Source organism: Pseudomonas fluorescens (assembly GCF_902497855.1).
Classification (GTDB): Bacteria; Pseudomonadota; Gammaproteobacteria; order Pseudomonadales; family Pseudomonadaceae; genus Aquipseudomonas; species Aquipseudomonas fluorescens_BI.
This window is the reverse complement of sequence record NZ_CABVHU010000010.1, coordinates 144,352-161,662: the sequence shown is the minus strand read 5'-3', so window position 1 is coordinate 161,662 and position 17,311 is coordinate 144,352. Positions and strand designations below refer to the sequence as shown.

General features: G+C 62.5%; 20 protein-coding genes. 2 read left to right on the top strand and 18 right to left on the bottom strand.

Translation table 11 applies throughout. The features are described 5' to 3' along the window. Positions 1 to 51 precede the first annotated feature (51 nt). Both F8N96_RS20495 and F8N96_RS20490 read left to right on the top strand, forming a co-directional pair. On the top strand, positions 52 to 513 hold the full coding sequence (locus F8N96_RS20495) for a curlin (protein ID WP_150799354.1): 462 nt from the start codon (positions 52 to 54) through the stop codon (positions 511 to 513). A gap of 27 nt (positions 514 to 540) precedes the next feature. Beyond that, complete coding sequence (locus F8N96_RS20490) at positions 541 to 1,992, top strand: curlin (RefSeq protein ID WP_150799353.1); 1,452 nt, start codon at positions 541 to 543, stop codon at positions 1,990 to 1,992. A 277-nt stretch (positions 1,993 to 2,269) separates the two neighbouring features. On the opposite strand, the gene F8N96_RS20485 is transcribed toward F8N96_RS20490, so the two are convergent. From F8N96_RS20485 to F8N96_RS20395, 18 genes are all read right to left on the bottom strand, one after another. Then, positions 2,270 to 2,599: a DUF6124 family protein gene (locus F8N96_RS20485; protein ID WP_150799352.1), complete on the bottom strand. Its 330-nt coding sequence runs from the start codon at positions 2,597 to 2,599 to the stop codon at positions 2,270 to 2,272. A gap of 1,280 nt (positions 2,600 to 3,879) precedes the next feature. After that, positions 3,880 to 4,746 (bottom strand): CsgG/HfaB family protein, encoded by an 867-nt coding sequence (locus F8N96_RS20475; RefSeq protein WP_150799350.1) that lies wholly within the window; start codon positions 4,744 to 4,746, stop codon positions 3,880 to 3,882. 29 nt (positions 4,747 to 4,775) lie between these two features. Then, positions 4,776 to 5,210, bottom strand: coding sequence for a curli assembly protein CsgF (locus F8N96_RS20470; protein WP_150799349.1), 435 nt, complete (start codon positions 5,208 to 5,210; stop codon positions 4,776 to 4,778). Further along, positions 5,207 to 5,596, bottom strand: coding sequence for a curli production assembly/transport protein CsgE (gene csgE / locus F8N96_RS20465; protein WP_064678367.1), 390 nt, complete (start codon positions 5,594 to 5,596; stop codon positions 5,207 to 5,209). The genes F8N96_RS20470 and csgE overlap by 4 nt, the downstream gene beginning before the upstream one ends. Continuing rightward, positions 5,593 to 6,129: a type II secretion system protein gene (locus F8N96_RS20460; protein ID WP_150799348.1), complete on the bottom strand. Its 537-nt coding sequence runs from the start codon at positions 6,127 to 6,129 to the stop codon at positions 5,593 to 5,595. Before F8N96_RS20460 ends, csgE begins: the two co-directional genes overlap by 4 nt. Then, positions 6,104 to 6,478, bottom strand: coding sequence for a type II secretion system protein (locus tag F8N96_RS20455; protein WP_150762702.1), 375 nt, complete (start codon positions 6,476 to 6,478; stop codon positions 6,104 to 6,106). Before F8N96_RS20455 ends, F8N96_RS20460 begins: the two co-directional genes overlap by 26 nt. Before the next feature lie 3 nt (positions 6,479 to 6,481). Continuing rightward, the gene (locus F8N96_RS20450) at positions 6,482 to 6,955 is read right to left on the bottom strand and encodes a type II secretion system protein (RefSeq protein ID WP_150799347.1); all 474 of its coding nucleotides are present in this window, start codon (positions 6,953 to 6,955) and stop codon (positions 6,482 to 6,484) included. 2 nt (positions 6,956 to 6,957) lie between these two features. Next, the gene (locus tag F8N96_RS20445) at positions 6,958 to 8,805 is read right to left on the bottom strand and encodes a secretin N-terminal domain-containing protein (protein WP_150799346.1); all 1,848 of its coding nucleotides are present in this window, start codon (positions 8,803 to 8,805) and stop codon (positions 6,958 to 6,960) included. Continuing rightward, positions 8,802 to 9,320, bottom strand: coding sequence for a hypothetical protein (locus tag F8N96_RS20440; protein ID WP_150799345.1), 519 nt, complete (start codon positions 9,318 to 9,320; stop codon positions 8,802 to 8,804). Before F8N96_RS20440 ends, F8N96_RS20445 begins: the two co-directional genes overlap by 4 nt. Next, complete coding sequence (locus tag F8N96_RS20435) at positions 9,320 to 9,868, bottom strand: GspMb/PilO family protein (RefSeq protein ID WP_150799344.1); 549 nt, start codon at positions 9,866 to 9,868, stop codon at positions 9,320 to 9,322. Before F8N96_RS20435 ends, F8N96_RS20440 begins: the two co-directional genes overlap by 1 nt. Continuing rightward, positions 9,855 to 10,400 (bottom strand): PilN domain-containing protein, encoded by a 546-nt coding sequence (locus F8N96_RS20430; RefSeq protein ID WP_150799343.1) that lies wholly within the window; start codon positions 10,398 to 10,400, stop codon positions 9,855 to 9,857. Before F8N96_RS20430 ends, F8N96_RS20435 begins: the two co-directional genes overlap by 14 nt. A 1-nt stretch (position 10,401) precedes the next feature. Further along, positions 10,402 to 11,205 carry a hypothetical protein gene (locus tag F8N96_RS20425; RefSeq protein ID WP_150799342.1) on the bottom strand — a complete coding sequence of 268 codons (804 nt, stop codon included), beginning with the start codon at positions 11,203 to 11,205 and terminating at the stop codon, positions 10,402 to 10,404. Further along, positions 11,186 to 12,892, bottom strand: coding sequence for a GspE/PulE family protein (locus F8N96_RS20420; protein ID WP_150799341.1), 1,707 nt, complete (start codon positions 12,890 to 12,892; stop codon positions 11,186 to 11,188). Before F8N96_RS20420 ends, F8N96_RS20425 begins: the two co-directional genes overlap by 20 nt. A gap of 69 nt (positions 12,893 to 12,961) precedes the next feature. Then, positions 12,962 to 13,495, bottom strand: coding sequence for a response regulator (locus F8N96_RS20415; protein ID WP_150762710.1), 534 nt, complete (start codon positions 13,493 to 13,495; stop codon positions 12,962 to 12,964). Between the two features lie 223 nt (positions 13,496 to 13,718). After that, a complete protein-coding gene (locus F8N96_RS20410) occupies positions 13,719 to 14,462 on the bottom strand; it encodes a SurA N-terminal domain-containing protein (RefSeq protein WP_150799340.1) in 744 nt (247 codons plus the stop codon). A 13-nt stretch (positions 14,463 to 14,475) separates the two neighbouring features. After that, a complete protein-coding gene (locus F8N96_RS20405; RefSeq protein ID WP_150799339.1) occupies positions 14,476 to 16,026 on the bottom strand; it encodes an ABC transporter substrate-binding protein in 1,551 nt (516 codons plus the stop codon). A 9-nt stretch (positions 16,027 to 16,035) separates the two neighbouring features. Further along, entirely contained in the window at positions 16,036 to 16,656 is a 621-nt protein-coding gene (locus tag F8N96_RS20400; protein WP_150799338.1) for an SCO family protein, read from the bottom strand. Next, positions 16,653 to 17,309: an SCO family protein gene (locus F8N96_RS20395; protein ID WP_150799337.1), complete on the bottom strand. Its 657-nt coding sequence runs from the start codon at positions 17,307 to 17,309 to the stop codon at positions 16,653 to 16,655. Before F8N96_RS20395 ends, F8N96_RS20400 begins: the two co-directional genes overlap by 4 nt. Positions 17,310 to 17,311 lie beyond the last annotated feature (2 nt).

The following is a 17,311-nucleotide window of genomic DNA, read 5'->3' as shown; positions in this document are numbered from 1 at the left end:
CCACCGATCTGGCCGATCGGTGGGGCAGGCCTCCTCCCAAAGGACACCGCCATGAAAACGTCGACCGCCACCCTGCTCTGCCTGCTTCTGCTTTGCAGCAGTGCGGGCGTGCGGGCCGATGATCTGATGGAGAACGACGACCTGGCCCCCGGCGCCGACCTCGGCGAGATGCCGGCGCCGATTGGCCAGCAAGCATTGATCGACCAGAACGGCCAGGCCAACGTCGCGCTGCTGCAACAGAACGGCCAGTCGTTGCTCGGTCGCATCGTCCAGTCGGGGAGCAATCAGGAAGCGTTCATCCTGCAGCAAGGCAGCGACCTGATGGCCCTGATCACCCAGCAAGGTTCGGGCAACAACGCCGGGATCACGCAAAACGGCAGCCACAACCGCGCGCAGATTTCCCAGAACGGCAACAACAACGACGCCAGCATCGACCAGGCCGGCACGGGACTCTCGAGTGCCGTGACCCAGTCGGGGGACGGCATGAGCGTTTCGGTCAAACAGTATCGCTAAAGCATTGCACCACTTGGAGGTTTCATCATGTTCAAACTGACGCCCCTCACCGCCGCCATACTGGTCATTGTCAGTGCCCAGGCGATGGCCGATGACAGCCTTTCCACCCAGAACCAGGTCGGGACGGCCAACATCGCCGAAGTGACGCAAATCCAGGCCAGTTTAAGTACCATCACCCAGACACAACTCGGCGAAGGCAACAACGCGGCCGCCAAGCATGACAACGCCACCGGCACCATTACCCAGGATCAACTCGGTAACTTCAACGCCGGCTATGCCGAGCAGTTGTATGAAAACGGCAGCACCATTGTCCAGCAACAGGTCGGCGCCTTGAACACCAGCCATGCCAGCCAGTCGATAGGCGCACTCGGCGCCAACCAGGCGCTGCAACAACAGCAAGGCACCGGCAACTTCTCCTTCATCTACCAGGAAGGCCAGGACGGCAACACCGCCACCAGCGTGCAGCTCGGTGACGACAACCAGGCCAACATCGAGCAACTGCAGTACGGCACCGTCAACAACGCGACCGTCATCCAGTACGGCACCGCGAACTACGGCACCGCCGAACATGTCGGCCACGTGGCCGGCCAGATCAATATCAACCAGGCCGGCGAAGGCAACTACGCCTATGGCGACCAGAGTTTTGGTAACGACGGCACTGTGACCATCAACCAGCTGGGCGACATGAACGGCACCGAAGTCTGGCAGGATTCGCAAGTCGTCAGCAGCAAGGTCACCGTCGACCAGATCGGCCTGACCAACGAAACCATCGTCGACCAGAGCTTCGGCGAAAACAACGTCGCCCAGATCCTGCAAGTCGGCGACCTCAACGCGATTTACGCCGACCAGTTCGAGTCCATCGGCTCGACCCTGGCGCTCTACCAACAGGGCACCAGCAACGTGCACTTCACCTACCAGAGCGGCGACAGCCATGTGCTCAATGCCAACTCGGTGGGTAACGACAACAAGGTCTACGCCAGCAACTGGAAAGGCCCGCAAGCAGGTGGCCAGTTCGGTACCAACCAGCGTGCGACCGTCAACCAGCTCGGCAGCAACAACATCGCCAGCTTCACCCAGGCCGGCGCCGGCCAGATCATGACCACCAACCAGAACGGCACCGGCAACAAGACCACGGTCAGCCAGGCTGACAACTACAACGAGCTGTACTTCGACCAGAACGGCAGCGACAACATCCTCATCGCCTCGCAACGCGGCACCACCAACCTGGCCCAGGGCACCAGCAACGGTTCGGGCAACAGTACCGAGTACGATCAGTCGGGCATGGATAACCAGGCGTTCACTACGCAGTACGGGAGTGATAACCAGATCACTGTGAAACAGGCCGACAACATGAACGTGGCGTATGTGACCCAGGAGGGGGCGGGGAACATTGCCCGTGTCGATCAGGGTGGGATGACGCAGATGGCGAATGTTCAGCAGTATGGGTCGGGTAACCAGGCGACTGTGTTGCAGCAGTAATTTCGTCAACAAAAAAAACCGCGACTCTTTTTAAGGATCGCGGTTTTTTTTCGTCCACATGGACTGAGTGTGCGCCGCAGATCCCTGTAGGAGCTGGCTTGCCAGCGAAGGCGGCTGATCAGTCAACATCATCGTTGAATGTGAAATCGCCTTCGCTGCGGTGCAGCGATCCGAAAAGCCAGCGCCTACAGTGGATCGAGTACGGTCGAAATTGATTGTCGGCTGTCAGGATGTCATCGCAACGCGATCCACCTGACGAGTTCCTGTGCTTGAGGATTCAACCTTGGGGATCGAGGTTATCCAGTGCCCGGTTGACTGCCAGATCAGCCAGCATGATGACCTGCTGGATGCCCAACACCATGCTGCGCTGCGGACCCTCGACAAATGTCGCGAAATCACTGGCCATGACACTCGCGGACGCCAACGACTCACAGGCGTGGGCCAACAGGCTTTCGGTATCGATATCCGGGGCGATGACGAACACTGTGCTGGGTTTGTGGGGAGCGCATGTTTTGAGGATGGCGGGTTTGAGGTGAAGGTTGGAGGCGCAGCTGGCGTTAGTGCTTTCAGTTTGCGATCCCGGGGGATTCGGCGTCGGTTTGGGCATGGTGAAGCTCCTGTAAAAAATGAAACCACCATGACCTGTCGCTAAACAAGCAAGGGTGGCGGCTGTACGAAGGTTAGCGAACCGGGGTACAGGAGAACCCGGCAGACCCGAAAGTCTCCGACGCACAGCCGCCATGATCAAATTGCAGACATAAAAAACCTGCAAAAAAGAGTGGAGTGCTGTTGCTCCCTGTAACTGTTCGGATCGCTAAACCCGATCGCTGAATTGGCAGCGATCGGGCAACGATAAAGACCAGGGACAAAGCGCACAAGCCGGCGGATTCTGGCGTAGTTGTAGGCAATGGCGCAAGGCGATGTAGCCTCAAGTCAGTCCTACAGATGATTACATGCTCCCGTACAAAACTGGCTGGCTGCCGCCTTCGCAGGCAAGCCGGTCTCGCTCCCACAAGAGATCTGGGGACATCTGTGGAATCAGGTCGGCTGTCAGGCCGCCTTCGCTGGCAAGCCAGCTCCTACAAGGTCCGGGTAGATCCGCAAGATCAGGTCGGCTGTCAGGCCGCCTTCGCTGGCAAGCCAGCTCCTACAAGGTCCGGGTAGATCCGCAGGATCAGGTCGGCTGTCAGGCCGCCTTCGCTGGCAAGCCAGCTCCTACAAGGTCCGGGTAGATCCGCAAGATCAGGTCGGCTGTCAGGCCGCCTTCGCTGGCAAGCCAGCTCCTACAAGGTCCGGGTAGATCCGCAAGATCAGGTCGGCTGTCAGGCCGCCTTCGCTGGCAAGCCAGCTCCTACAAGGTCCGGGTAGATCCGCAGGATCAGGTCGGCTGTCAGGCCGCCTTCGCTGGCAAGCCAGCTCCTACAAGGTCCGGGTAGATCCGCAGGATCAGGTCGGCTGTCAGGCCGCCTCGGCTTGGGCGAGTCCATTCAATTACACAGAATCGGCGTACACCTGCGCTCTTCACCACTCATCAGGCCGAGCGTTAGCTCGCCTGCAGCTCTTGATCTTGATCCACCCGCCCCTTCGGGAGGCTGAGTGGAGGTGTTCATCCGGGGAGTGGCGCGCAGCGCCGTTCGACGCAGTCGAACACGCTGCATGTAGGTCGTAGCGAAGCCAACCTGCGGGCTGTGTCCCCGGATGAATACCGGAGCGAAGGAACCCCGAGCCTTAGCGAGGGGCCGGACGCCGGGGCGAGACCTTTTGGTTCCTTTTGGGGCGTTTGCCAAAAGGGACTCGCCGTAAGGGCGAAACCATAAGCCGCCGTTACCGCAGCAACGGATATGTACTCAACCAACAAGAACCTGGTCGGCCCGAAGGCCGCCACGTTCACTCATCCCCACCCTCAGGCACCACCTTGGCCTGAGTCAAATACCGATCCAGCGTCTCATCCTGCAGCGGCGCCGTCTTGTCCCCCGCCACCTGCCACATCTTGCGTTCAATCCCCTGGGCCAACAGATGCCCCACCGCCGCCTCGATCGCCGACAGCACACACAACTGCGCCGGCTCGTTCGTGGTGTAGCCGACCTCGGCCTCAAGCAACTTCTTGAACTCGATAAACTTGAACACCCCGGCACTGCGCGCCACGGAGTAGATGGTCTTGCTGGTCATCACGTTGGCCAGGATCTGCCCGCTGCGCACATCCACCGCCCGCAGGTTCACCGTGACCTGATCCACCCGATATTCGCGAGAAACGTCGATGCCCAGGTAACCGGCCCCTTCCCCGCCGCTGCGCACGTTGGTGTCGTACGCAATGATCCCGCCCTCGAGCATCATGTTCGCCGCCTGCAGCGGTGGCAATTCACCCTGGATATTCATCGGCGTATTCGGCTTTTTCTGCGAGGCGCGGATGATCTTGCGTTCGGTCAGCAGGTTCTGCAGCCCCTCGCGTTCCAGCACCACGAACCAGCCACTGGCCTGCATCGCATCCATCAACATGCTCGCCGCGCCCTGGGTCACGCTGGTGGAAAAGGAACTGGCCGGGGTCGGTTTGTACTGCCCGGTCTGATCCCGGAAGCCGTACACCACCGCCATCAACCGGCCCTTGGGTCGTGGCATGTTCAGCAAGTCGTAATAGGTCGACGCCCGAGGTGTCAGGGTCGGGGTTTCGGTGTCCTGCTCCGCCGACATCGGCTCGCGCAGACTGCACCCTTGTAATGCCGCCAACATCAGCCCTAGCGCAATGATCTTTTTCATGTCCTTGTCTCCCCATTGACCGAGCCCCCTCAAGGGGCCAGGCCATTCACCTGGATTTCCGAAATTTCGCCGGTCGCGCGGTCGGTCACTTCAATGGTCAGTGCGCCGGAGTCGTCGATGACGTTGACGATAAAAGCGTCGGTGGACAGGCTCCCCGTGTTGCCGGTGGAGATGTTGTCCAGCAACTGTCCCAGCAACCGCGATTGCAGCTGGCTGCTGAAGCGTTCGAGGGCTGAGGTCCCGGCCAGCGAGGCCCGGTCTTTCAAGTCCGGATCGTCGTGGTCGTTTTGCGACTGGGCTTTGTTGAGCAGCCAGGTTCCGTTCAACGGGTTGCCGCCGAACGTCGGGTTGATCGGTGTGTACACCAGCTCCGTGGCCTGGACCAGACCGCCACTGGCCAGCCCGAGCAAGCAGATGGCGGCCAATGACAGCCCGGGGCGGTGCAACAATGTTCTCGTTTTCATAATTCGTCCCTCTCTAGGTCCGTGGTGTCCTGCAACAAGGCTTCCAGCTTGCGTTTGACGATCTGCCCGCGCACCCAGTCGGCGGCGTCGGACGCCTCCTCCTTGAGCTCCACAGTGTTCGGCGGCAGAAAGCGCCGATACACCAAACGCTGTTGGTATTCCACGGTCACCAGGCTGCCCCAGCGTGCGGAAGGTCGTTCGCGTACCACCAGGTTGAAATCCATGGGGCTGGTGGCGCGCAGGCGTTCACTGAACGCGTAATAAAACTCGTGGCCGATGTGCGAGATGGTGTCATCGACGATAAAGCCCATCATTTCGTCCTCTTCGGCGGCCGCGGCAAACGGCGTCGCCAGCAGCAGGATCAGGGCCAGGCAGAATCTGTTCATGGCATCACCCCTTGTGGTGACCGGGACGGACTTTTCGGCCCCGACGTGCCCTCGAGGAACGCCTTCTCGGCCACGAACTGCCAGTCCTTGTAACTGGCCATGCCGGTGAAGTCCGACCATTGACTGGGGAAATCCGCCTGTTTGAGCGGCTTGTCCGTCGAGGGGCTGTAGAGGCCGGTGATGCGCCCGTCGAAACCGCGCATCAGCGTCCATTCGCCGCCCCCGATCGGGTCCGGGTACAGCTGGCGGATATGGTGTTTGGCGTTGGGGAAACGTTCGTCCTGCAACAGGTCCGCCAGTTCTTTGGGGTACTGCGCCAGGCCCGGCGAACTGCGGTAATAGCTGCGCAAGGCCTGGGCATATTGGGTACCGACCCAGAGCAACTGGCGTTCACGATCACGGCGCGAGGCGCTCGACCATAATTCGCCGGCACTGGCCAGGCCCATGCCCATCACCATGATCAGGAACAGCACGCCCAGGTAGGTGAAACCCGCCTGGTCCGAAGGCCTACCACTCGGCATAAAGGCTGCCATCACGCGCCCTCCCTGTGGCACCGCTCTTGATATCGGCGACCCCGCCCGGTACCCCGTCCGGCGGTGCCACCAGGACCCACAGGTCCTTGCGCTCGGCAATCGGGTCCATCGGCGGGTTGCGCAGGTAACGCTGCTCCACCAGTTGTTCGATGGAATCGGGGTAGCGCCCGGTGTCGCCGTAGTAGTGGTCCAGCGCCTCGCGCATCGCCGACAGGCTTTGGCGCAGGGTGGTCTCCTTCGAGGCCTCGAGGCTGTTGAAATAACGGGGCAAGGCGATGGTCATCAGCGTCGCGATGATTGCCATGACCACCATCAGTTCCAGCAGGGTGAAACCCTTTTGCCGATGCATAAGTCACCACTCCCGGTAGGCGATGCCGTTGAGACCCTTGCCGCGCGCCTGGGAGTAGACGTCAAAGACGTCTTCGCCCTCCCGCGGGCTTTGAGCCGTACTGTCATAGGAACGCAAGCCCCAGCCGCCTTCGTCGTCGCGCTTGACCGTGGCCAGCGGGTCCCGGGGCACACGACGCAGGAAATAGAACTTGGCGCCCTTGGCGCTGCGCACATCGCGCACGCCGTCCACCAGCACTTGCAGGCTGGGTGGATAGCCGCTGTTGTTCAGCGACTTCTCGATGTAACCGGCGTCGAAGGCGCGTTTGTAGGCGTCGATGGCGTCGCGAATCTGGTACAGCGCCGTGCGCAACTCCTGCTCCTTGCCCCGGCGCACCACCGTCTCGGTCAGCGGCGCGGCCATACCGGCCAGCAGGCCGATCAGGGCCAGCGTCACCACGACTTCGATCAGGGTGAAACCACGTTGCGAGGCGTTCATGATCAAGGCTTCTCGATAACGACTTGGGTGGTGACCGCGACCGGCCGATCGATCGCCGCAGGCGCAGCAGCAGATTCCAGCCGACGGTCCGGCGCCTGGATGTGCATGCTGGTTTCGGTGCCGGTAGGGAACTCCATGTCCGACGGGCTCTGGTATGGCAGGTTGCGCACGATCCGCGGGGTGATCGACAGCACCAGTTCCGACTTGCCGATGGTGTCCTTGTTGCTGCCGAACAAACGGCCCAACCCGGGAATGTCGCCAAAGCCAGGGATCTTGTTGCCGGTAGCGCCATGGTCGTTGCGCATCAGGCCGGCGAGAATCTGGGTTTCGCCGTCATGCAGGCGCAGGGTGGTCTGGGCGTTGCGGGTGTCGACCTGCACCGGAATCGTGCCCTGGCGGGTCGGTTCCAGCGGGGTGGCGTTACTCACTTCCAGGGCGATCTTGATCGCCACTTCGTTGTTCAGGTGCACGGTCGGCTGCACTTCCAGTTTCAGGCCGACATCCAGGTAAGTGACGCTTTCGGTGATCACCGGGCCCTGGGTCGACGGCACCGAGGTGGCGCTGATGATCGGCACGCGCTGACCAATGTGGATGCGTGCCTGCTCGCGGTTGCTGACGCGAATCACCGGGCTGGCCAGGGTGTTGATGTCGTTGTCCTGGGCGTTGATCTTGGCCTGGGGCGATGGATTGATGGTGATCCGGCCGGAGTTGATGCCTTTGAGCTGATCGAGCAAGGTCACTGCCGAACCGTCGCTGTTGAGCACGCCGAAGGTGTTCGGCCACTGCAGGCCCAGGTCGAGAATCCGCTGGGTGGCGACTTCCATCACCTCCACTTCGAGCACCACTTCGGGGTTGGACTGGTCTTGCGATTGCAGGAGTTTCTCCGCCATGCGCACGGCGTCTTCGCTGTCGCGCATGGTCAGGGTATTGAGGCGCTCATCGACGAATACGTCGCGGGTCTTGAGCATGGTCTTGATCATGTTCAGCGCGGTGTTGGCATCGATGCTGGTCAGGTAGAAGGTGCGCATCACCAGCTCTTGATAGTCCTTGACCTTCTGCGGCGAGTCCGGGTAGATCAGCAAGGTGTTTTCGTTCACCACTTTCTGGTGCAGCTGGTTCTGTTGCAGCAGTAATTCCACGGCGTCTTCAATGCGCACGTCGCGCACGAAGATGGTGGCTTTCATGTCCGGGCGCAGGTCCTTGTCGAAGATGAAATTCAAACCGGCGACCTGGGACAGCACTTCGAAAATCACCTTCAGGTTGGCGTCGCGAAACTCCAGGGTCACCGGCCGGTCCAGGCGGGTGCGCAGCTGTGGATACGCGATCACATTGCGGCTCTGCACCAGGCGGATGTTGCCTTGCAGCTCCAGCGCGCCGTCATTCTTCGGGTCGAGTTCGAGAATTTGTTTCACCTGGCGGTCGGCGCCGTAGATGTCGCCGCGACGCAGGTCGCCACGGGCCAGTTCGAGCTTGTCATCCATGCTGCGCAGGTAGTCGAGTTGGCGTATGGCGTCCTGGGCACGGCGGTTGTTGGGCTCAATGGTCAGCACCCGGCTGTAGGCCATGCGTGCCGAGGCGAAATCCCTGCGTGCGCGATCGGTGTCGGCCTGGGTCAGCAACGCGGTGATCGCCTTGGCGCGGCCGCTATTGAGCAGCAGGTGCAACTCGGTATCGCGAGGGTTTTCCCGCAGCCCTTCCTCGACCCGGGCCAGGCCGGCTTCGTACTGGCCCTGTTCGATCAGCTCGGACGCTTCCTCGTTGGCCACTTGCGCCGAACTGCACGCGGTCAGCGCTGTGCACAGGCAAAGGCTCATCAGCGCGCCTAGCGTATTACGGCAGGATCTGTTCATTGCGTGCTCCCCACAGACAAGGTCTGGGACAAATGCAGCGGCAGGTAGATAAAGCTCAGTTCCACATCGGAAATGCCTTCGATCCGCCAGGTTTCGTCGATCACATCCCCTTTGCGCACGACGTATATTTTTTCGCCGTTCTGCAAAAACACTTGCAGGTCGGAACGGTCATCCAGCCTGCCAATGAACTGGAATGGCATCGGCGGTGCGCTGGGGGCTTGCACCACCGGGGTGACGTTGACGGGTTGTTCGGTGACCGTGGCAAGCGTCGGGGCGGCCTTCCAGCTGCGGGCGGCGAACAGGTCGCCAGCCGGGGTCAGATCCTTGACCACCGCCGGTTTTTTAGCGGCCGACGCCGCTGGCAGTGCGCCGCGGGCTTTGCCTGTGCTCGAGGTGGACGCGGTGGCCACCGAGACCTCGGCTTCCTCCGACGGCATCCAGTAATCGGGCAACCAGGTCAGCGCCGCCGCCACGCCAAAGAACGCCACCCAACCCACTACGCGCTTGGTATTCATCATGACCTCGACAGGTAAAGGGTCATGCGGATCCGCCCGGTCAGGTCGGTGTCGGCGATTTTCTTGCGCTGGAACTCCACGTCCTCCACCACCACCGCCGGCAACTGGCCGAGCAAGGCATGCAGGAAGCGCCGCAGTTGCGGGTAGGTGCCACGCACCGGCAGCAGGATCTGATAGCGGGCCAGATGCGTCTTGGGGTCGATGCCCAGGGAATATTCACCGCGGGCCAGGGTGATGCGTTCCTGGGCCGCCAGCGCGTAGATCTTGTCGATGGCGACCGTGGCCTGGGGCTGCGACGGCAGCTTGCTGCGAAAATCGTCCAGCTGCCGTTGCGGCACCACCGGGGCGGCGACGCTGCCGTCTTCGACCCGGGCCAGGTACTCGCCGGCTTCGCGGGTCTGCTGGCTGAGGGTTTGCAACGCCTGCCAGTCCGGCATCAGGCCCACCAGGCCATACATCAGTGCCAGCAGCAGCATTGCCAGCCCGGCCAGGCCGGGTACACCCAGGCCTTGCAAATATTCGTGGACGATCAATCTAGAGATTTGCATCACCGATCTCCCAGCTGGCCGACAGGTTGAATTGCACCGGTTGCTCCGGCGATTTGACGACGATTTCGTGGCTGAGCAGCGACACATCGGACAGCTCGTCGCTGGCTTCGAGGCGCTGGTGGAACGCGAGCATGGCTTCCAGGTCCCGTGCCTCGGCGCTGATCCGCACCTGGCCCTTACGCGCATCCGGGGTCAGGGTCAGCAAGGCGATGTCATCCCGGGGCATCGTTTCGAGCATGGCGAACAGCCGTTCCCAGGGCCGACGCAGTTGCTGCGACACCTTGCGCATCTCGGCCAGGTTCTGCGCCTGCTCCCGGGTTTCGGCCGGGGTCAGGCTGGTCTTGGCGCCGGAGTCGCCGGTGAGGACGCGCTGGGCGGTCTGCAGATGGCCTTGCTGTTGCGCGGCCTGTTCACTGAGGTGCTGCTGGACGAAGAAGCAGCCCAGGGTCAGCACCAGGCCACCGGCCAGCAGACTCCAGCCCAAGGGGCCCGAGCGGCGGCGCGGCTGGAAGTCGAGCATCAGGGCGCGCATGTCAGGCCACCGCCCGGGACATGACGTACAAGGCATCGCGTACGCCGGTCCGGTCCTCTTCAAGGGTGCGCAGGTGCACGCCGGGTACGTCGGGCTGGACCTCGATCCGCGCCGGCGCATGCAGGTAGACGCTCAATGGCCGCTCGCTGGTGGAGGCTTGCAATTGGCTTTCGCGACCGATCAGCGCGGTCAGTGCGGCGTCGCTGTCGCCGGTGCCGACCGAGCGCAATGCGGCCCAGCGCCCTTCCCGGGCCAGCAGCAACACACTGCGCACCGGCTCGGCGACCACGAACAGGAAGTCGCCGGCGTCGAGGCTTTTATCGAAGTGATTGAAGGCGGCCATCAGGTACGGCTGCACCGAACGCAAACGCAGGCCGCGCTCGCTGGCCAGGCTACGCAGGCGCGCCAGCAGGTCTTGCGGCAGCGCGCTGGCGACACGGTCGTAGCCCGCAGGCTCGGCCGACAGCACCAGGTTCCAGGGTTGAGCCGGTACGCCGTAGAGGTCTTCGAAACACAGGTGCGCGAACCCCTGCAGTTCATCAGGGCTGCTGATCTGGTCGCTCCAGGGCACCAGGCAGAAACGGCTGAAGTGCCCGGAAATCACCACGCTCAATTCGGCACCGGCCCGGGTGTGTTCAGCCAGCAACCGGTCGAGGGTGTCCAGGGCCACGGCCCAGGCATGGAAGCCTTCGTCGATAAAACCGACGCTGCCCAGCCACAGGGTTTCGTTGCCCTTGCGCTGGCCCAGGCCGACGCTGCTGGCGCCGAGCACGGCGACAAAACGATCACGAGACAAAAGTGACACGATTGATCTCCTCGAGCGTGGTCCGCCCCTCTGCAACCAGTTCCAGCGCCGACTCGCGCAACAGGCGCAAGCCACGTGTGCAAGCGTGTGCCTTGATTTTCGAAACGGGTTGGCGCTCGACGATCATCTGCCGCAGCTCGTCGTCCAGGTGCAGCAGCTCGGCGATTGCGGTACGTCCGCGGTACCCGGTGCCCCGGCAATGGCCGCAGCCCTTGCCGTGGACGAAGTGGTAATGATCGACCCGCTGTGGATCGAGTCCGCTGAGGCGCAGTTCCTCATCGGTCGGATAGCTCGGCGCGCTGCAACTGGCGCAGACCAGGCGGATCAGGCGCTGGGCCAGCACCGCGTTGAGCGCCGAGACCAGGCTGTAGGGGTCGATTTCCATCTGGGTGAAGCGGCCGATCACGTCGAATACGTTGTTGGCGTGAATGGTGGTGAACACCAGGTGCCCGGTGAGCGCCGACTGAACGGCGATCTGCGCCGTATCGGGATCGCGGATTTCACCGACCATGATCTTGTCCGGGTCATGGCGCAGGATCGAGCGCAGGCCGCGGGCGAAGGTCAGGCCTTTCTTTTCGTTGACCGGGATTTGCAGCACACCGGGCAGTTGGTATTCCACCGGGTCTTCGATGGTGATGATCTTGTCCACGCCGTGGTTGATCTCGGTGATCATCGCGTACAGGGTGGTGGTCTTGCCGCTGCCGGTGGGACCGGTGACCAGCACCATGCCGTAGGGCTCGGCGGCCAGCCGGCGCAGCTGGCGCAGGGTGTGTTCTTCAAAGCCCAGGGCCTGCAACTGCACGCCGCTGACCTTGTCCGCCAGGTCCTGTTTGTCCAGCACCCGCAGCACCGCGTCCTCGCCGAAAATGCTCGGCATGATCGACACCCGGAAGTCGATCTGCCGGCCGCTGATGCCGATCTTGAAACGACCGTCCTGGGGCACGCGTTTTTCGCCGATGTCCAGCTCGGCCATGACCTTGACCCGGGAAATCACCTGTTCAGCGAACTCGCTGCCCTGGATCTTGCTGATGTTGTTCAGCACCCCGTCGATCCGGTACTTGATCACCAGGCCGCTGCCGGTGGTGCCCAGGTGGATGTCGCTGGCGTGCATTTTCAGCGCGTCGTACAGGGTCGAGTTGACCAGCTTGACCACCACGCTGGCGTCTTCGCTGATGCTGGTCAGGGACAGGCTTTGCAGGGTATCGATTTCGATGTTGGCATCGGCCTGGGCGTTGAGCGATTCCACCGCGTGGAAGCTCTCTTCGTGGCGCGCCAGGTAGGCTTTCAGGTCGTCGGCATGCACCAGGTACAGCGGCGCGCCATGCAGGCAGTCATCGATCCAGGCCAGGCGCGAGGTGTCGAAGGGGTCGGCGAACACACCGATGACCGCATCGGCGTGGCGCAGCAGGATGAATTCGCGCTTGAGGCATTGGGCCAGGGTGACCCGGTCGAACACCGGGTTGGCCTGAAACAGGCTGTCGGTGTCGAGCACCGGATAATGCAGGGTCGCGCCGAGGCACTGGATGAAGGGCATGGGGGCCAGTTCGCACAGCACCCCGAGGGCTTCCAGTACCCGCTCCCCGGAACTGGTGGCCCGGGCCCGGGCCTGGGCCAGTTGCTCACTGGAAAAACGAGACGGTACACAGTCCAGCAGCGCCGGTTCGACGGCAAGGGATAGACGGTCCATGGCATGCTCTCCAACGCCGGGGGCTTTGAGCCCTGTCGACGCGGCGAGCCATTACAGCCTGTCGCGCCCCTAATCCCCGGTGAGCAATTGTCCGTCGTCTGGTGCATTGGACGTCGATGGAATACGTCGACGATCTGCCAGCACCCAACTGCCGTCGTACAACTGCAGCGGGAAACTTTCGGTCCTGCTCTGGCGTCGTTCGACAAAACCTTCGGCGCTGCCCATGCCTGTTTTGGATTCGCGTTCCATGCCCAGAAGATCGCAGACTGCTCGGGCCAATTCCGCCATTGGAAAGGGTTTGAACAGGATATGACTGACTCCCAGTTGCCGGGCCCGCTCACAGACTTCTGCGGTCGGGTGCCCTGTGATCAGTACAAAATGACACTTCCTGTTCCGGCGGACCGCATCGAGCACCTCAAAGCCTTCCATATCGGGCAAGCGGTAATCGAACACCATCACATCAGGTTCGAACAGTTCGGCTTCGCCGATACCCGTCGCACCGTCATGTGCAATCCGGACGTCCAGCGCTTGCGCCTGAAGGTAATCCTTGAGGTTTTCGGCAAGGAGCTGTTCGTCTTCGACAACCAGTACTTTGTTTAACAAGGTCGACTCCTTGAAACCGCAGGTCCGATGTTCCAGCCCTGGGAGTGCGTCCCTTGACAGGACTAACGCACACTTCATGCCAGGCTGGGCGCCGGTACTATTATCTCTTCATGTCCTTGAATTTGAAGACAATGCCCTATCGTCCAGCCACCCCTCCCCCCAAAGGCGGGGAAGCGTGTGGATGGGCACTGAAGTTCTTTCCCCACTAGTGGGGGGTAAACCTTCATTCATCGTCAATTCGCTCGATTTTATTACTGGAACGTAACTGCGCCAGAACGTCTCGACGGGCCTGAGCCTGTTGTTGCCGGGCAAGGTACGTCCGGACCATCTCAAGCCCTTGCTCCTCCGAGACATCGGTCGCCTCCAGTTGGTTCTGCTCCAAGCGTAGTCGCGCGGCTTCAACTGTGGAAGGGTCGGCACCCTGCGCCACCTTGTTCAGGTTATGCCGGGCCTGGACTTCCTCTGGGCGGTTCATCTCGGCACGATGCTCTTCATAGAAGGCGCGGACCTGCTTTTCGTCCGGCCCGGCGACCTGGGTCAGGTCGACGAACACCTGACGGGCGGCGAGTTCACGGCGGGTGTATTCGATATAACCGGCTTCATCGAAGCCGGCGTCTTCCAGGCGCCGGGCGAACTTATCGGCACCGCCGATGGCTTGCCGGGTCTGTTCGACCTGGCTGTGCACCATGGCGTCGCTGATCACCACCCCGCGCTTGACCGCTTCCTGCCACAGCAACTCGCGGTCGATCAGTGCGTCGAGGGCGGCCTGACGCAATTGTTTGTAGGCCTTGGGATTGCGAATGCTGGCCACTGCCCGGCCCTGGTCCTCGAGGAATTCGGCGAAATAACGCTCCAGGCGCCATTCGGAAATTTCCTCGCCGTTGACCCGGGCGGCGGCCGGGCCATTGCCGCAGTACGCCACGGGCACCCACATCGCCAGCAACATCAGCACAGTGTTGAGTTTCATCATCGACCTCCGGTCAGGGCGTGGCGGCAATGGGTTTGTAGGGTGCCACCAGATAGAAGTGCTGGCCGGGCAGGTCGACGGTGACAATGTGCGCCCCGCTCAAGCCCTGGCGGCGCCCCGGACCGAAGCTGATCCTGGGGGTCAGCCCGGTCTCGAAGTCATGCAGGCCCTCGAGGGCGCTGACGAGCTTCTCGCGGCTGGCGTCGCGTCCGGCCTGCTTCATGCCCTCGCTGAACAGCAGCATCGAACTGAACGCGCCGACTTGCAGCACCGCGTGCTGACCGCCGAGCCCCTGGTGCTCGCGCATTCGGGTCAGCGCCAGGCGGCCGCCCAGCGTCCAGTCACTGGGCACGAACGGATAGGCGAGAAACACCCGCCGGGAAAAACCACTGGGCACTTGCGACAGATCGCCGGCCACCTGGTTCGATGCGGCGAACAGGTAGGGCACCTGCCCCGCGGACTGCAAGCGTGTGGCGAGGCGACTGAAACCGCCGCCGTTGCCCAGGTAGAACACCGAGCGCGAGCCCAGTGGCAACTCATCCTGCTCCGGGCCGTAGGCTTGCAGCCGGACCTTTTGCCAGGCGTGGTCCTGCAGATACTGGCCGAGGTTCTGCGCCGCCAGCCGCTGCCCGGGCTCGTCCGCAAAGGTGATCAGCGTCGGCCCCTGAAGCACTCGCAAACTGCCGGTGGCGTAATCGGCCAGGGCGATCAGCTGTTCACGCAAACCCGGCAGCGGCTCGAAAATCTGCCGACTGGCCTGGGCCGTCCCTTGCAGCGACAGCGGTCCGATCAGGGGAATACCGGCCCGATCCAGGCGTGCAGCCAGGTCCGAGTCCAGTGCCGGGACCAGCGGCGCGATCAACGCGAATACCTGCTCCTGATCGATCAATTGGTCCAGCGCCTGCTCGGCACTGGCGCGGTCCGGACCCGGGTCGACAATCGTCAGGTACAACTGCCGGCCATGAATCCCGCCCGCATCGTTGATGCGCGCCACACTGCCCCTGAGCACCGCAGCCACCGTGGCGCCCTCCTCGCTCAACGGTCCCTCGCGTGGCAATAATGTGCCCAGATGCAGGTTCCCGGCGGTCAGGCCCGGGTCGCGGTCATCGGCCAGGCGCTTGAGGTAGGCCGTGAGGTTGCGCTGATCATTCATCGACAACACGAACCGCGGCATCGCCGGATCGAGCCGGTTGTTGCCCGGATCGAGCCCCTCCTGGATCGCCCGCGCCAACAGGCCGTCGGTATACGCCGGATAGTCACGGCCATTGATTTGCTGCTGACCATAGCGGCTGGTGAGTCGCGACCAGTTCAGGTCCGGCGGCCGCACCCCGCCTTCCGGCCGCCCCTCGCCGTCGGCGCCATGGCAGTTGGCGCACGGCAGGCTGCTGGCCGGCAGCAACATATTCGCCGCGCCGACCCGGGCCATGACCGGCTCACCGCTGCCCGACACCCCCTCGCGATACAGCCGTTTACCGGCGCTTTCGCTGGGGCTCAGGGGCTGCCCATGGGCGGCGAGGCTGATGCCGCCGAGCAGTAGCAGGCCGAGGATGAGTAAGGTCTTCATGGCGCGGGCTCAACGTCCGGCCACGGGCATTGTCAGCAACTGCAAGCGCTGGGCAATGGCGGCGGCCGGGGCATCGGGACGGATCTTGCTCCAGCGCTTGTTGGCCACGTCACCGACGATCAACTGGGTGGAATGCTGCTCGGGGCTCGGCAGGATCTGGCCGATGCGGCTCAATACAAGGTCGATCTGCGCCTTGTCACCAGTGAGAAAAAGCCAGTGGGGCCCATCGACGCCCTGCTTCAAGGTGTAAGCCTTGAGTACCGCCGGGGTGTCCCGCAGCGGATCACTGGTAAGGGAGATAAAGGTGATGCCGTCGGCCTTGTCACCCAGCACCTCGCGAACCTCCTTGAGTTTGCGGGTGATCAGCGGGCAGGCATCCGTGCAACTGGTGAAAATCACGTTAAGCAGCACCACACGGTTCTGCAACGCGTCGCTGTAGAAGCGCAGGGTGTTGCCGTTCTGGTCCTGCAGCGGCGTGTCGGTGAACCAGGTTTGCGCATCGCGGGTGCCGCCAGCCGGTTGCGCAGCGGCCACCGCAGGCGCGGCGCTCGCGTGCCCTTCGTGGGAGAACGCCCTGTCGCTGCTTACGCAAAAGCCCATCGTCAGGAGAATCAAGGCGAGCGCTTTCATGGGTGACGCTCCATGGCAATGGCCGTGTGCTTGGTGCGTGTGTTGCGCTGGCCGCTGAGTTTTTCCACTTCACGGCTCAACAGGGCCGGGTCGGTGAACCCGTAGTAACGAGTCCAGTTGCGGCTATTGCCGTCCCCCACCAGGATCAATGGCTGATGGCTTTTGAAGTCGCCGCTGAAGCTGCCGAGCCCCTTGAGCGTTTCGTTGACCGACTGGACACTGCCGGTGAGCCAGCTCCAGCCCGGACCGTTCTGGAAGGTGCTGGCATAGTCGTTCAGGCGTTTGGCGTCATCTCGCTGCGGGTCGATACTGATGGAGACCAGCTGCACTTCGGAACCGACCCGGGCGCCAAGCTGTTTCTGTACCTTGGCCATGATCGAGGACACCACCGGGCAGACCGTGGTGCAACTGGTGTAGATGAAGCTCATGACCACGATCTTGTCGGTCACCAGGTCCTTTTCCAGACGCACCGACTGACCGTCCTGATCAACCAGGGCGACGTCGGCGAACTTGACCTGGGCGCTTTCCGAGCTGGCGCTGGTGGCCGGCATTTCGTGGCCGGCGTGCTCATCCTTCGAGTGGGCCTGGACCTGAGCGATACCGGCGGCTAACAGGCAGAACGTCAACAGTCCACGGTGTGCGAATCGGTTCATGT